The 15,766-nt window shown below is 69.6% G+C and carries 11 protein-coding genes; 6 read left to right on the top strand and 5 right to left on the bottom strand.

Annotated elements, in window-relative coordinates; translation table 11 throughout:
• The first annotated feature begins 130 nt into the window (after window positions 1–130).
• The 5 genes from ACQPZQ_RS18240 to ACQPZQ_RS18220 all read left to right on the top strand — a co-directional run bounded on the left by ACQPZQ_RS18240 (window position 131) and on the right by ACQPZQ_RS18220 (window position 7,597).
• On the top strand, window positions 131–1,162 hold the full coding sequence (locus ACQPZQ_RS18240) for a DUF4331 family protein (RefSeq protein ID WP_433297286.1): 1,032 nt from the start codon (window positions 131–133) through the stop codon (window positions 1,160–1,162).
• Between the two features lie 41 nt (window positions 1,163–1,203).
• On the top strand, window positions 1,204–2,268 hold the full coding sequence (locus ACQPZQ_RS18235; RefSeq protein ID WP_433297284.1) for a lactonase family protein: 1,065 nt from the start codon (window positions 1,204–1,206) through the stop codon (window positions 2,266–2,268).
• Window positions 2,269–2,388: 120 nt separating this feature from the next.
• A complete protein-coding gene (manD, locus tag ACQPZQ_RS18230) occupies window positions 2,389–3,600 on the top strand; it encodes a D-mannonate dehydratase ManD (protein ID WP_433297282.1) in 1,212 nt (403 codons plus the stop codon).
• Between the two features lie 208 nt (window positions 3,601–3,808).
• A complete protein-coding gene (locus ACQPZQ_RS18225; protein WP_433297280.1) occupies window positions 3,809–6,235 on the top strand; it encodes a GAF domain-containing sensor histidine kinase in 2,427 nt (808 codons plus the stop codon).
• A 339-nt stretch (window positions 6,236–6,574) separates the two neighbouring features.
• On the top strand, window positions 6,575–7,597 hold the full coding sequence (locus ACQPZQ_RS18220; protein ID WP_433297278.1) for a DUF4331 family protein: 1,023 nt from the start codon (window positions 6,575–6,577) through the stop codon (window positions 7,595–7,597).
• Window positions 7,598–7,622: 25 nt separating this feature from the next.
• Here ACQPZQ_RS18220 and ACQPZQ_RS18215 read toward each other — a convergent pair whose 3' ends face one another.
• Window positions 7,623–8,969, bottom strand: a complete 1,347-nt coding sequence (locus tag ACQPZQ_RS18215; protein ID WP_433297276.1) for an LLM class flavin-dependent oxidoreductase — start codon at window positions 8,967–8,969, stop codon at window positions 7,623–7,625.
• A 408-nt stretch (window positions 8,970–9,377) separates the two neighbouring features.
• On the opposite strand from ACQPZQ_RS18215, the gene ACQPZQ_RS18210 reads away from it, so the two are divergent.
• Window positions 9,378–10,898, top strand: a complete 1,521-nt coding sequence (locus tag ACQPZQ_RS18210; protein WP_433297274.1) for a GMC family oxidoreductase — start codon at window positions 9,378–9,380, stop codon at window positions 10,896–10,898.
• Window positions 10,899–10,976: 78 nt separating this feature from the next.
• Here ACQPZQ_RS18210 and ACQPZQ_RS18205 read toward each other — a convergent pair whose 3' ends face one another.
• From ACQPZQ_RS18205 to ACQPZQ_RS18190, 4 genes are all read right to left on the bottom strand, one after another.
• A complete protein-coding gene (locus tag ACQPZQ_RS18205) occupies window positions 10,977–11,180 on the bottom strand; it encodes a hypothetical protein (RefSeq protein ID WP_241036308.1) in 204 nt (67 codons plus the stop codon).
• A gap of 274 nt (window positions 11,181–11,454) precedes the next feature.
• Entirely contained in the window at window positions 11,455–12,702 is a 1,248-nt protein-coding gene (locus ACQPZQ_RS18200) for an NAD(P)/FAD-dependent oxidoreductase (protein ID WP_433297272.1), read from the bottom strand.
• A complete protein-coding gene (locus tag ACQPZQ_RS18195; protein ID WP_433297270.1) occupies window positions 12,699–12,902 on the bottom strand; it encodes a hypothetical protein in 204 nt (67 codons plus the stop codon). The genes ACQPZQ_RS18200 and ACQPZQ_RS18195 overlap by 4 nt, the downstream gene beginning before the upstream one ends.
• Window positions 12,903–12,926: 24 nt before the next feature.
• A complete protein-coding gene (locus tag ACQPZQ_RS18190; RefSeq protein ID WP_433297267.1) occupies window positions 12,927–15,644 on the bottom strand; it encodes an ATP-binding protein in 2,718 nt (905 codons plus the stop codon).
• Between the last annotated feature and the right edge of the window lie 122 nt (window positions 15,645–15,766).

Below are 15,766 nucleotides of genomic sequence, written 5' to 3'. Positions count from 1 at the left end.
TATCCCGGGATATCGGGCCACGTCGGTCCGGGGGGTGTCCGGGGGGTCCTGGGGGTCCCACTGGTCGCAATTCAGTCGATCATGATCACGCGACACGCGGCAGCTTTCCGTTTCGAAGAAATGTGAGAAGATGTCTCATCATTTGGATTCTCCGATCGCCCGCACCGACGTCCGACTGGACATCACGGACGTCTATCTGTTCCGAGGCGAGCGGGGCACGGTGTTCGTCATGAATGTCGGCCACTCCCTGGCCGGACAGGACGTACGGGGGTTCCACACGGAGGCCATGTACGAGTTCAAGATCGACGGCGACGGCGACGCCGTCGAGGACCTGACCTATCGCGTCACGTTCGTCGACGGCGACGCGGTGGGGCACCAGCGCATGCAGTTGCGGCGCATCTCCGGCGTGGAGGCCGTCGACCCGCTCGCACCCGGCGTCGTACTCGCCGAGGGCACCACGGAATCCACTGTGGATGGCGTGGACGGTTCGCGGATGTGGGCGGGTAGGGCGGGCGACCCGTTCTGGGTCGAGCCGGACGTGCTGCAGGCGGTCGGTGAGGCGTTCCAGCGCGGCAGGAGGATCAATCTGTACGGCTGGGACCCGAAGCAGGCGAGGAACCTGTTCGCCGGACAAACCGTGTACTCGCTGGTGCTGGAGGTGCCGGACGCGGTGCTGGTGCCGGTCGCGGCACGCGATCAGCGAATCGGGGTGTGGGGGCTGACCACATTGGCCACCGACGCCGGCGGCTGGCGGCCGATCAACAGGGCCGGCCTGCCGATGATCCACCCACTGTTCGCCCAGCTCAATGAGGACCTCGGCAACCGGCTCAACGTCGGGCGGCCCGCCGAGGACCGGCAGAACTTCGGCAAGACGATCATCGACATGGTTGCAGGGGTGGTGGCCGCGAACGGCACTGCACAAGATCCGCACGCCTACGCCGAGATGGTCACGTCGAGGATCCTGCCCAACCTGTTGCCGTACACGATCGGCACGCCGGCCGCGTTCGGCTTCGCCGGCTGGAACGGCCGCTCGCTGACCGACAACGCGCCGGACGTGATGTTCTCCTTCGCCGGCAACTCGGCAGTCAGCATGGGCATCGGGAGGGAGTCGGTCACCTCCAAGCCCTCCGGCACCTGGCCGTACGTGTCGGTGGGGTCCTGAAACACAGCCCGGGCTCCGGGACGACATCGAGAGGAATCAGCGTGAGGGATGGCAGGCGGGCGTTCATCGGGTCGTTCACCTCGTCGGGGGGTCGCGGCATCATCGTCGCCGAGGTCGACGACGCGACCGGCGCTTTGCAGGAACGCAGCGTCACCGACGTCGTGGCGAACCCGTCCTTCCTCACGCTCTCGCCCGACGGCACGGTGCTCTACGCGGTCTCCGAAGACGACGAAGGCGCTGCCGCAGCGTTCAGCACGAGCGGCGTGGGCGGCGCTGACGACGAGGCGTCGTGGACGCTGCGGCTGCTGGGCGAACAGGTTCCGGTTGACGCCGCGGTGCCCACTCATCTGACACTTACCGCCGGACATCTCCTCACCGCCAACTACCGCTCGGGCAGCGTGACCGTGCTGCCCCTGGGAGCCGACGGCGCCTTGCGACCCGCAAGCGGCATCCGGCAGCACGAGGGAAGCGGGCCGAACGCCGATCGGCAACGCGGGCCACACGCCCACCAGGTGGTCACCGACCCCACCGATCGCTGGGTTCTCAGCGTCGACCTCGGCACCGACTCCGTGTGGATCAGCACCCTCGACGCCACATCCGGGGCACTCACACCGCACCGCGAAACGCCGCTGCGGGCCGGCTCAGGACCCCGCCACCTCGCCTTCCACCCCGCCGGCGATCACGCGTACGTGATGAACGAACTCGACCCCACCATCACCGTCTGCCGCTGGGATCCCCGGACCGGCACCCTCGACCCGGTGCGGGAGACCCGTGTCCTGCCCGACGACGTCTCGGTCCAGAGCTATGCCTCCGAGGTCGTCCCGTCGGTCGACGGCAGGTTCGTCTGGACCGCCAACCGCGGGCCCGACAGCATCTCCGTGCTCGCACTCGACCCCACCTACGAGCATCCGCAGTTGATCACCACCGTGGAGTACGGCGGGCGCTGGCCCCGCCACCTCACACTCGGACCCACAGGCCGGCACCTCTACGTCTCCGATGAGCACTCGGGCGACGTGACCTGGTTGGACATCGATCCGGACACCGGTGTCCCCTCCGTTGCCGGGTCGCTCGCGGCTCCCGCCGCATCCTGCGTGGTCTTCGGCTGATCCAGGTCGTCCAGTCAGGACGGGCGAAGATCGAGGAGCATGGGCGTGCAGGCTGGGCTTCGGGACCCGAGCCTCGCGCGACGCTCATGAGTCCCAGCTCCTCTCCACGGAAGGAACCCCATGCGGATCACCGGTGCGGACGTCGTCGTCACCAGCCCGGGACGCAACTTCGTCACCCTCGAGATCACCACCGACGACGGGCTGACCGGCTACGGCGACGCAACGCTGAACGGTCGCGAGCTCGCGGTGGCGAGCTACCTCTCCGACCATGTCAGCCCGCTGCTGATCGGACGTGACGCCCACCGGATCGAGGACACCTGGCAGTACCTGTACCGCGGCGCCTACTGGCGGCGCGGCCCCGTGACCATGGCGGCGATCGCCGCGGTGGACGTGGCGCTGTGGGATCTGAAGGCGCAGGTGGCGGGACTTCCGCTGTACCAGTTGCTGGGCGGGGCGAGCCGCAACGGAATTCGCGCCTACGGGCACGCGAGCGGGCGCGACCTGCCCGAACTGCTCGACTCGATCAGGGAACGCCATGAGCAGGGCTTCCGGTCCATCCGGGTGCAGTCCGGCGTACCGGGGCTGGAGACGATCTATGGCATCTCCGCTGCCACCGAGCCTGCCGGCGATCACGGGCGTCACCCGCAGCCGTCGGAGGAGACCTGGGACACGCAGGCCTACCTGCGTCACCTGCCGACAGTGTTCGAGGAGGTGCGCAACGAGTTCGGCCCGGAACTGCCGCTGCTGCACGACGTGCACCATCGGCTCACGCCGATCCAGGCGGCGAAGCTGGGTAAGGCCCTCGAACCCTACGACCTGTTCTGGCTGGAGGACTGCACGCCCGCGGAGAACCAGGACGGCCTGCGGCTCGTCCGCCGGCACACCACCACCCCGCTGGCGATCGGCGAGGTCTTCAACTCGGTGGTCGACTACCAGACACTCATCCGCGAACAGCTGATCGACTACGTGCGCTCGGCGGTCACGCACGCAGGTGGCGTCACCGCCATGCGCAAGCTGTTCGACCTCGCCGCGCAGTATCAGATCAAGTCCGGTATCCACGGCCCCACCGACATCTCCCCCGTGGGGATGGCCGCCGGGCTGCACCTCGACCTGGCGATCCACAACTTCGGCATCCAGGAGTTCATGCCGCACAGCGCGGAGACCTACGAGGTGTTCCGGCACTCCTACACGTTCAGCGACGGCTACCTGCACCCCGGCGAGACGCCCGGACTCGGCGTCACCCTGGACCGGGCGGCAGCGGCGCGGTTCGAGTACCGCCCCGCGTATCTGCCGGTCAACCGGCTGCGGGACGGCACCATCCACGACTGGTAACAACCGAGAACCGCAACCGCCGGACGCGGACGGGACCTACCATGCTGTGGTCGGCGACACATTTCTCACGGCGCTGCCAGGGCTTTGCCCCGGCCGAGCACCGCACCCGGCTCGTCCGGACGCTGGCCGTCGCGGCCCGCTGGCCCCGTCGCCGACGGCGGGCACCCGGCGTCACCGCCACCCGCCTGACGGGAAGGGCGACCTTGACGTGCGCAAATCGTCATCCACGAAGCCCGCCGCCGCCCGACGACGGCGACCTGTGCTGTGGGCAGGGCTCTCGCCGCGGCGGCGGCTCGTCGGGGCGCTGACCGGGCTGGCCGTTCTTCCACTGCTCCCACTGGCTCTGGCCCGGCTCCGCGGCGTCGTGGACCTCGTCGCGGGCGCGGTCAGCTCGATCGTCGGCCTGGCCGAACGCCGCCGTGGGGCCACGATCCTCGCAACCGCGAACGCCGAGAGCGGCGAGGAGTTACGCCGGCTCGCCGAGGAGCAGGCCGCACTGCGCCGCGTGGCCACGCTCGTCGCCCGCGGGACGCCACCGGCCGAGGTACTCGCGGCCGTCGCGCACGAGGTCAGCGACATCCTCGGTGCCGACGGCACCAACATCCTCCACCTCGATCCCGACGGCGGGACGACCGTCGTGGCCCGCGTCGGCGCCTACCCCGCCGAGTTCCCGATCGGCAGCCGCTGGAGGCCCGAGCCGCCACTGGCGCTGGCGGCCGCCCTGCGCACCGGCCGCTCGGCCCGCATCGACGACTTCACGAACGCCGTCGACCCGTACAGCGACGCCGTCCGCCGGCTGGGACTCCAGTCAGGCATCGCGGTGCCGATCATCGTCCAGGGGCGTCTCTGGGGCGCGATCGCCGTCGGGACGCGGCACGAACGTTTCCCGGCCGACACCGAAGAACGCATGGCCGGCTTCACCGAGCTCATCGGCACCGCGATCGCCAACGCCGAGGGCCGCGCCCAGCTCGAAGCCAGCAGCGACGAACTCCGCCGGCTCGCAAAGGAGCAGGCCGCACTGCGCCGGGTCGCCACACTCGTCGCCCGCGGGACGCCACCGGCCGAGGTACTGGCGGCGGTCGCACACGAGATCGGCCTCGTCCTCGGGGCCGAGGCCACGACCATCGCCCGCCTCGATCCCGACGGCAAGATGACCATCCTCGCCGTCGTCGGCGCTCACTCCGAGGAGCTGGCGGTCGGAAGCCGCTGGAAGCCCGAGCCGCCGCTGGCACTGGCAGTCGCCTTGCGCACCGGCCGCGCGGCCCGCTGCGACGACTACAGCGAAGCCTCCGGAGCGTTCGCGGACGCCACCGTCCGCCGGATGGGCATCCGCTCATCGGTCGCGACCCCGATCGTCGTCGAGGGGAATCTCTGGGGCGCGACCGCCTGCGGGACGCGGCACGAGTCCCTCCCGGCCGACACCGAGAAGCGCATGGCCGGCTTCACCGAGCTCATCGGCACTGCGATCGCCAACGCCGAGGGCCGCGCCCAGCTCGAAGAGAGCAGCGACGAACTCCGCCGGCTCGCACAGGAGCAAGCGGCACTGCGCCGGGTCGCCACCCTGGTCGCCCGCGGAATGCCACCGTCCCAGGTGTTCTCGGCCGTCGCGCACGAGGTCGGCAGCGTCTTCGGCGCCGACGGAACGGTCATCGTCCGCCTCGATCCCGATGGTGCGACGACTCTCGTCGCCAGCGTCGGCGCACACCGCACCGCGCTCCCGGCGGGGAGCCGCTGGAAGCCCGAGCCGCCCGTGGCCGTGGCGATCGCCATGAACACGCGCCGCCCGGCCCGATGCGACGACTACAGCCACGCTCCCGGCGAGTACGCCGACGCCGTCCGCCGGCTGGGGCTCCGCTCATCGGTCGCCGCGCCGATCGTCGTCGAGGGGAAACTGTGGGGCGCGATCGGCGCCGGAACACAGGGCGAGTATTTCCCGCCCGAAACGGAACAACGGATGGCCGGGTTCACCGAGCTCGTCGGCACCGCGATCGCCAACGCCGACAGTCGCGCTCAGCTCACCGCCTCCCGGGCCCGGATCGTCGCCGCGGCCGACGATGCCCGGCGCCGGATCGAGCGCGACCTGCACGACAGCACCCAGCAGCGCCTGGTCGCGCTCGGCCTCGCGCTGCGCCTGGCCCAGGACACCGTGCCCCCGGAGCTGCTCGAGCTCCAGAGGGAGATCGGCCGGGTCGCCGACGAGCTCGACGGAGCGCTGAACGAGCTGCACGAGATCGCGCGCGGCATCCACCCGGCGGTCCTGTCCGAGGGCGGACTCGGTCCGGCCCTGCGCAGTCTCGCCCGCCGCGCGGCGCTCCCGGTGGAACTCGACATCCGGACCACGATCCGAGCGGCGGACCCGATCGAGGTCGCGGCCTACTACGTCGTGTCCGAGGCGCTCACCAACACCACCAAACACGCCCGCGCGACGTGCGCGCAGGTCACGGTCGAAAGGCGTGACTCGATCCTGCACTTGTCGATCAGCGACGACGGAGACGGCGGCGCCGATCCCGCGGGAGGCTCCGGGCTGATCGGGCTTCGCGACCGGGTGCAGGCCCTCGGAGGGTTGATCGAGGTCAACAGCCGCCCAGGGGAAGGGACGGCGATCGTCGTCGAACTTCCGCTGCAGGCCAACTGACCGACGGCCGCTCTGCACCCTCTGCAGCATCCCCAGGTCAGCCGAATCGCGGGTCGGGCTAGCCGGTATCCCGGATTTCCAGCTAGCAGGGGCGAAGGACTGCAGCGCCGCGAGAAGGCTGGCGTTCGGTCCGAGCGCCGTCAGATCGCGCTCCTCGCTGTTCGATCACCGCCGGCGAGGAGATCCGGACCTCGGCACGACCTTCACAGCGCGGTGGTTCCGGGGGGCCTGTCAACTCTGGGGCACCGATGCGCCTGCGACAGCGACGGCTACCGACCGCCCGATTCGCGACGAACCGAACGCCGACCTTGCCGCTTCATGGAGAGAACGGATTGCCCGATGTCCCATCACCTTGACACACCTCTGGCGAGCCAGACGGGCCAGCTCTTCATCGACGACCTGTACGTCTTTGCCGGCGCCGACAGCACCGTTTTCGTCATGGACGTCAACTCGACCATCACCGGCGCCCATGCCGAACCGGCCTTCCACCCGGAAGGGCGCTACGAGTTCAAAGTGCACGCCGACGGAGCCGATTTCGAAGACCTGACCTACCGGCTGTCCTTCGGCGAAGCAGACTCCGACGGACGACAGGCCCTGCAACTGCACACCCTCACCGGCCGCGACGCACGCGATGACTCGGCAACCGGCGAACTCGTGCTCGAAGGCAGGACCGGCGAGACCGCGACCGCACCCGACACCCGGCTCTGGGCCGGGCGCATCGCCGACTGCTTCTACATCGACCTCTCGCTGCTCGGCATCATCAACTCCGCGGTGAACAACGGCACCGCTGTGGACCTGTCGGAATGGCGCCCGGAGAACGCGCAGAACAGCTTCGCCGACACGACTGTCGAATCCATCGTGCTGGAAGTCGCCCACCAGCACCCACAGCTGAAGCCCGGCACGCGCATCGGCGTCTGGTGCGCCACCAAACTCGCCACCGACGCCGGCGGCTGGCGGCAGATCAACCGCGCCGGACACCCCATGATGTGGCCGATCTTCTGGCCGACCGACACGGAGTTCACCCACCCCTCCAACACCCGCCACCCCTCCGAGGACTTCGACGCCGACGGCGCCTACACAGCGGACCTCATCGCGAAGACCGTGGCGGCCACGGGCACCTGCGACGACCCCCAGGGCTACGGCCGGACGGTGGCCCGCAAGCTGTTCCCCGACGTCCTGCCCTACACCGTCGGAACGCCTGCGACCTACAGCTTCGCCACCTTCAACGGCCGGACACCGGCCGACAACGCCCCCGAAGCGATGCTCTCCCTCGTGGTTAACACAGCCGTGCCCTCAGGACTGAAACCGACCACGACGAAGCACCTGCGGGACAAGAACTTCCCCTACGTCGTGCCGATGTGACCGCGTCGGGAGCGATCCTGCTCGCTCACACCGTCTGAGGTGTGAAGTGCGGGTTGCTCGGCACTCGCAGGCCGAGCTCCTCTCGCAGCGTCGCCCCCGAGTAGTCGTCGTGGAAGATCCCGCGTCGCTGCAGCTCGGGCACGAGCAGGTCGACGACCCGTTCGAGCCCGAGCGGCAGCGTCGGGACGCTCAGCATGAACCCGTCGCACGCCCCGGAGCGGAACCAGTCCTCCAACTCGTCGGCCACCTCGGCCGCGGTGCCGGTGAACGGCGGGGTGTCGTCGGCGGCGAGCAGGCGCTGGTAGGTCTGGCGGATCGTGAGGCCCTCCCGTGACGCCATCTCCCACACGCTCTGCCGACGGCTCGTGATCCCGTTGACCTCGGCGGACAGGTCGGGCAGCGGGCCGTCGAGCGGGTACGGGGCCAGGTCTTCCTTGACCATGCTCGACAGGTACTGGACACCGAGCGCGGGCGACACGAGAGCGTTGAGCTCCCGGTAGAGGGCGAGCGCCTCGTCGCGGGACTCTGCGACGTTGACGCGGACGCCCGGGATGATCTTCAGCTCATGCGGCTCCCGGCCGTACGTGGCCATCCTGCCCTTGATGTCGCGGACGACCTCGATGCTCTCTTCCTTGGTCTGTGCCACGGAGAACAGGCAGTCGGCGTGCTGCGCGGCGAGCTCTCGCCCCGACTCGGACTGGCCCGCCATGAACAGCACCGGGTAGCCCTGCGGGCTGCGCGCGAGGTTCAACGGCCCGCGCACGGTGAAGTTCTCGCCGTGGTGGTCGAGTGTGTGCACACGGCCCGAGTCGAGGAACTGGCCGGTCGTCTTGTCCTGCGGGAAGGCGTCGGGAGCCCAGCTGTCCCACAGCCCCTTGCAGACCTCGACGAACTCCCGCGCGCGCTTGTAGCGGTCGGTCTTCTCGGGGAAAGCGCCGCCGAAGTTCACGGCGTCGCCCGGGTAGGAGGTGGTCACGACGTTCCAGATCGCACGGCCGCCGCTGATGTGGTCGAGCGAGGAGAACTTGCGGGCGAGCAGGTAGGGCTGCTCGTAGGTGGTCGTCGCCGTGGCGAACAGCCCGACGTGCTCGGTGTGCTGCGAGATCGCGGCCATGAGGGTGGTCGGCTCGAACGACGCCGGACGATCCGACGGGGCAGAGGCTTCGAACAGCGCCGTCTTGTCCATCTGACGCACGGCGTTGCCGTCGGCGAGGAACAGCGCCTGGAACTTGCCGCGCTCCGCGGTGCGGGCGAGATCGATCATGGCGTCCAGGTTCATGACGATGTCGGGGTATGCGGTCGGGTGCCGCCATCCGGCGAGGTGCCCTCCCACGGGGTACACGCCGGTGACCAGGATCATCCGGTTGTCCATGCCTGTCCTCTCGGGTCGAGCCGGCGACCGTTGCCGAGTGGGGAACGGGGGTTGCCTGGGTCGGACACCCTATGGTCCCTCGCCGCGTGTCGCCGGAGTGTGCGTTGCGGTAGAGGCCACGGCGCAGCGGAGCCGAGTGGCCCGTGCGGGGCTCTTCGCCACGATGTGGACATCCGTACCGAGAGTGCTTTCGCGCATCCATCATTCGGGGAGAACCCGCCTCGCAGGCCGGCCGGTCGAAGCGTCGGGCCGAGAAGATGCCGCGTTCGAAAATGGCAACAGCGTTGCTTTCTGCTGATCACCTCTGCGACACCGATGAACGTGAGCCAATTCACCGATCCGACCGATTTACTGAGCACCGGCGGTGGAAGGCTGGCAGGGCATTCGGCAATTCACCGGAGGGGGATCGTGACCACAATCAGGACTCGCCAACCAGCGCACCGGGCCGAGACCACCGGCGCGGATGTCGTGATTGTCGGTGCGGGTTCAGCCGGCGGGGCGCTCGCCGCGCGGTTGTCACAGGACCCCTCGCGATCGGTGCTGCTGCTCGACGCCGGCGTCGATTTCGGTCCCGCCGGTGAGAGCCAACCCCCGGCTGTGGCCGACGCATTCGACAGCTCGGCGAGAGCGACGTATGGCTGGGAGTACGCGGGAACGGCGACCGCTCTGGGCCGGTCGGTGCCGGTACACGCCGGGCGGATCGTCGGTGGCAGTTCAGCGATCAACAGCGTCATGGCACTGCGCGGTCACCGCGCCGTCTACGACGGGTGGGCCGCCGCGGGCTGCTCGGGATGGTCGTTCGACGACGTGCTCCCGGCCTTCCGCCGCCTCGAGCACGACCAGGACTTCCACGACAACTCGCACGGCACCCGCGGGCCGGTCCCGATCCGCCGCTATCCCGAGCTGTCCCGATCTCAGCAAGCGTTCCTCGAAGCGTGCAAAGCGGCCGGACACACACCGGTGCCGGACCACAACGCCCCCGGCGCGGTCGGCGCGGGCAGGCTGCCGGTCAACGAACTCGACGGGCTGCGGGAATCCACCGCGCTGACCTATCTCGCCCATGCCCGGGACCGCCCGAATCTCACCATCCGCGGTGAGAGTGCCGTCGACCGAATCCTGCTCCACGGCGGCGACGCCACCGGGGTGATCCTCGCCGACGGCAAACAGATCACCGCCGACACCGTGGTTCTGGCCGCAGGAGCCGTGGGCACCCCGGCGATCTTGCTGCGCTCTGGCATCGGACCCGCCGACGACCTCTCCGCCCTGTCGATCCCGGTCGAAGCGCACCTGCCCGGCGTCGGCGCGAACCTGCAGGACCATCCCCTGCTGCGCGTAGGGTTCGTCGCCCGCGCCGAGCCCCAACTCCCCCCGCGCCAGACGCTGCTCACCACGCACACTCAGCCCGGACTCACCCCGCCCGACCTGCAGGTATTCCCCAGCGGACCCGTCGCGGGCAACGGCGCGCCCACGCTGGCCCTGCTCATAGCGCTACTGACGCCCATCTCACGCGGCACCCTGCGCCTGAGCGGCCCCGAGCCCGACATGCCACTCCGGATCGAGCCCGGCTACCTCGCCCACCCCGACGATCTGCCCCGGCTGGTCGCCGGCGTGCGGCTGGCGCGGACGCTCGCGAGGTCCGCACCGCTGGCTGAACACCTCGCCGAGGAAGCCTGGTCCGGCGCAGGCGTCACCGACGACGACGACCTCGGTGGCGCGGTGCGCGCGAACCTCGTGCCGTACCACCACTACGTCGGCACCTGCCGGATGGGACCAGCTCACGACCCCGAGGCCGTGGTCGACGCCACCGGCAGGGTCCACAGCACCAGCAGCCTGTGGATCGTCGACGCGTCGATCATGCCGACGATACCCACTGCCAACACCAACCTGGCCACCCTCATGATCGCCGAACACCTGGCAATGACCATCTAGGTATCGGCGGCAATCCCGTCCAGCTCTCGAACCTTCACGCGATGAGGCTCGTCCGGGCGAGGAGCAGCCCGCGGCTCATCACCGCGGGGGGTTCTCAGCGCGTATCCGGTCGCATGTCTTCTCCACCTCGGTCCATGCCTGCCGTACGGCGGGATCGGCGGACATCCATCGTTCCGCCGCCGAGGCCGCAGCACTGTCGCCACTCGCGGCGAGAACGTGCAGCTCGACGAGCTCGTCCAGCCAGTCCCGATTCGGCACTTCGTGCGCGTGTGCAGCACCCATGGTCACAACGGTTGCGCAACCGCAATCAAGAGGAAAGTCGGAACGCCCCGAATGTGAGCGATGTCTCTCTCACTCCTCGGGAGTCTGTGCTAGTTCCTACTGCCCGGTCGCGGCGGTCATCCGATTCGTCAGAGGAGCTGGTCACTTCGACGCCCTCCCGGCGCCCGAGCAGGTGAACACGCCGCGAACAGCGCTCTCCAGCACACCCGCGACTACGCCGAAGGCGCACCGGCGAGTGCCTCGATCTCAGCTCCCGCCGCTGGTGGGTGAGGTTCTACTGGCTCGGCGACAGGCTCGACAGCGGGACGTCGGGGTCGGCGAGCCTGCTTGCGTCGACCTGCGCACCGGAACGGATCAGGTCTCCGATCGGCTCGGTCACGTCCCATATGTTGACGTTCATCGCAGCCGTGAGACGTCCGTCCTTCAGCCAGAACGCGATGAACTCACGGGCTGCCGTGTCGCCTCGGACCACAAGCTCTTCCTGGCCGTCGGGATCCGTGTACCCGGTGTATTCCATCCCGAGGTCGTACTGGTCGGTGAAGAAGTACGGCAGCCGGTCGTAGCAGGCCGACTCGCCCAGCATCGTCCTGGCAGCGACCTCCGGTTGGTGCAGCGCGTTCGCCCAGTGCTCGACTCGGATCTGCCTGCACAACAGCGGGTGGTAGGCGTTTGCGACGTCGCCTGCGGCGAGAATGTCGTCGTCGGAGCTGACAAGGTGGCTGTCGACGAGGATGCCGTCGTCGACGTTCAGACCGCAGGATCGCGCCAGTTCGACGTTCGGGGTGACCCCGATGCCGACCACCACGGCGTCGGCGGCGAGCTCGGTGCCGTCGGCGAGCAACACGGAACCGGCACTCGACGGGTTCTCGTCCGTGGGCCGGATGGCGCTGACATCGACCCCGAACCGCAGGTCGACGCCGTGGTCGCGGTGCAGGTCGGCGAACACCGTCGCCATCTCCCGCCCCAGGACGCGCAGCAGTGGCAGTTCGGCGGTCTCGAGCACGGTGACCTCGGCGCCGGCTGTGCGGGCAGCGGCCGCCGTTTCCAGGCCGATCCATCCCGCTCCGACGATCACGACGACGGCGCCGGGGCGAAACGCAGCCTTGAGGCGGTCGCTGTCGCCGAAGTCGCGCAGGTAGTACACGCCGTCGAGGTCGGCACCAGGCACCGGGAGGCGGCGTGGTGTGGCGCCGGTGGTCAGGAGCAGCTTGTCGTAGGCCAGCCGGTCCCCTTCGCCGATGACCAGTTCGTGGGCGCGGCGGTCGATCTCGGTGACGGTGGTGCCGACACGGAGCTCGACCCGATGCTCCGGGTACCACTCCGCCGGGTGCACGTAGGCGCTGTCGCGGTCGGCGTTGCCCAGGAGGTAGCCCTTGGACAGGGGCGGCCGCTCGTAGGGCCGATGAGACTCGGTCCCGAGCAGGACGATGCGTCCGTCGAAGCCCTCGACGCGCAGCGCTTCGGCCGCCTTCGCTCCGGCGAGTCCCGCGCCGACGATGGCGAACGTTCGTGGATCAGTCATGCCGGATCGTCCTCATCTCCGCCGCTGCATCTCGCGGCCGCGAGCATCGGCTTCTCCGCCACATCGTCGTGGTCGATGCCGACGTCGACGAGCGTAACCATGACCGCGGCGGCGGCGCCGGAGCCGCAGCGGGTCGTGTCGCCGCGCTCGACGCCGTGGCCGAGCGAGACCGCCACTCCGGCGCTGGTCAGGCCACTCATCGGGTCAGCCCGTCGAGCCAGATGTCACAGCTGTCGACGCGAGGTGATGTTCAGCTTGCTGAAGATCCTGCTGAGATGCCATTCGACGGTGCGCGGGCTGAGTATCAGCCGGACGCTGATCTCGTTGTTCGTGAGGCCCTCTCGGACCAGGCGCGCGATCTGCGCCTCCTGGGTCGTGAGCTCGGTATGGGACTCGACGGGGCGATGGCGGGCGGTTCCACCGGCAGCCTGAAGCTCGCGGGTGGCGCGCTGGGCGAATGCCTCCATTCCCATCGCCGCGAACATCTCGTGGGCGGTGAGCAGTTGCTCGCGGGCATCGAGGCGGCGGCGCTCACGGCGGAGCCATTCGCCGTAGACCAGGTGGGCACGGGCGAGTTCGCCCCGGACGCGGGAGCGGGCGAACCGGTCGATCGCCTCCAGGTAGGCGGTCTCGGCGACGTCCCCGGTGCTGAGCAGGGCAGCGGAACGGGCCTCGATGCCCAGCGCCCAGTCGGTGCCACTCGCACGGGTCATCTGTGAGAGCAGTGTGAGGGCGTCGGCTGCCTCTTCCGTTTCACCGCTGCGAGCGGCTGCTTCGATGAGCTCGACGAGTGCCTCCCAGGCGGCGGCACCCTCAGCCGTCTGTTCCCGGGCATGCCGGGCCGCGGTCAGCGCGTCCTCGTAGCGGCCGAGGCCATTGCAGAGCAACGCCTGCGCCCACCCGGCGATGGTCAGCGACAATCCTTCGCCACGATTCAGGGCCTCCGCCGTGATGTCGTCGATCAGCTGAGCCGTCTCGGCTTCGCGGCCCTGCCAGGCGACGCGCATCAGCGCGCTGTGGGATGCGTGCCGGCTTCCGGTCGCTTCGGTGAGCGTCTCCTGCTCCTCGGCCAGCGCCGCCGCCTCGTTCAGTTGACCGGTGTACGTGTGCGCAAGGCTGCGTGCGGCGAGGGCCAGGTGCATCGTGGTGAGGGCGCCTGCCTCGCGTGCCAGTCGAAGCAGCCGCCCGGAGAGCAGATGCCAGGTCTCGTGGTCCCACAGATCCATCGCGATCATGCAGACGAGGTGGAACCGGTGTAGTCCTTCCTCGCCGGAGATGTCGGCGTCGCAGAAGGCGCGCAGCGCCCGCGTCGTCATCGGTGCCGCAGCCGCGTATCCGTCGGTGTATCGCACGGCCAGTGCGTCGAGGAGCAGATCGGCTGCTCGTGGCGGGTGCGGCGCCGGGGGCGCTCCTGCCGCAGCTTCGGCCATCTCGCGCACGCTGACGCCACGGCCCAATGCACCGGCGAACCTGGCGGCCCGCAGCGCGTCGAGGTAGGTCTCGCGAGCCAGGGGTACGTCGAGCGGCTCGAGCCGGCGGGCGGCCTCGAGCAGCAGCGGAGATGCGTCGCGGCTGCGCTGCTGAGCGAAGACGATCTGTCCACGCACGTACAGAACGTCGGCGCGGGCGAGTTCGTCCAGCGGACCGGCTTCGGCGATCGAGAGCAGGTTCAAGGCCGTGTCGGGCGATCCGGCCTGATGTGTGGCCTTCGCCGCGGCCAGCGCGCGTTCGGCCCGGCGTTGCGGATCGGGGGTCAGCTCGACGGCCCGCGTCAGGAACGCGGCAGTGGCGGCCAATCCGCCACGGGCTCGTGCGCGCCCGGCCGATTGCTCGAGGTCGGCGGCGATGTCCTCGTCGGGCCCCGGTGCTGACTGTGCCTTGTGCCAAGCCCGGCGGTCGGGCTCCGCCTCGGGGTCGGTGGCTTCCGCCAGGGCGCGATGCACGTTCTGTCGCTCTTGCGGGGTGGCGGCGTTGTAGATCGCCGCGCGCACCAGCGGATGCCGGAACCGCACCTGCGCCGCGATCTCCACGAGCCCGGCCGCCGGCATCGCTGCCGCAACCGTGATGCCGAGACCCTGGGCCGCCCGCCACACCAGAACCGGATCCCCCACCGGCTCCGCCGCTGCGACCAGCAGTAGCTCCCTCGTGTCGACGGGCAACGGAGTCAGCTGCCGCCGGAAGCTGTCCTCGATCTGCTGAGGAATCGCGGTCGCGCGCGGTGAACCGAACCCGCCGGCCAGTTCGGCGGGGGTCATCCCGCGGGGCAACTCCAGCAACGCCAGCGGGTTGCCCCTGGTCTCGGCGACGATCCGGTCGAGAATCCGGTTGTCCACGACCCCGGGCACTGCGGCGTTCAACAGTGCCCGGGCCTCGTCGTCGGGGAGGCCGGCGAGGAGCAGTTGCGGTAGCCCGGACCACTCCGCGGACACCTCATGTGTGCGGGCCGCGATGAGCAGAGCGACGGATTCGGCTCGCAGCCGGCGCGCGGCGAAGGCCAGCGCCTGCGCGGAGGCGTGATCGAGCCAGTGTGCGTCGTCGATCACGCAGATCAACGGCCGCTCCTCCGCGACCTCGGCCAACAGGCCGAGCACGGCCAGCCCGACGAGGAACCGGTCCGGCGCCGGTCCGGCACTCAGCCCGAATGCCGTGGCCAGGGCGTCGCGCTGGGGTGCGGGCAGCCGCTGCAGGCTCCCCAGCATGGGCGCGCACAACTGGTGGAGACCCGCGAAGGGCAGTTCCATCTCCGACTGCACTCCTGCAGCCCGCGCCACCCGACATCCCGGGGCACGCTCGACCACGTACTCCAGCAAGGACGTCTTGCCCATTCCGGCCTCGCCGCAGATCGCCAGCGCACGGCTCTCTCCCGCTCGAACCGCCCTGAGCAGCCGCTCGAGTGCCTCGCACTCAGCTTGCCTGCCCCGCAACGCCAGACGCCGTTTCACCTCAGGATGTCCTCGCGCCCGCTGTGAAACAGCACTTTCACCATATTTCGCGCTTTGAGGCGGCGATTCAGAGCCGGTCCGGCCGCCCTCTGGGACGTTCGACGACAACACCGCTCCGGCCA

Source organism: Pseudonocardia sp. CA-142604, assembly GCF_050948475.1.
Taxonomy (GTDB): domain Bacteria; phylum Actinomycetota; class Actinomycetes; order Mycobacteriales; family Pseudonocardiaceae; genus Pseudonocardia; species Pseudonocardia alaniniphila.
Note: the sequence above shows the minus strand (reverse complement) of the source record. Positions and strands in the feature narration are given on the sequence as shown.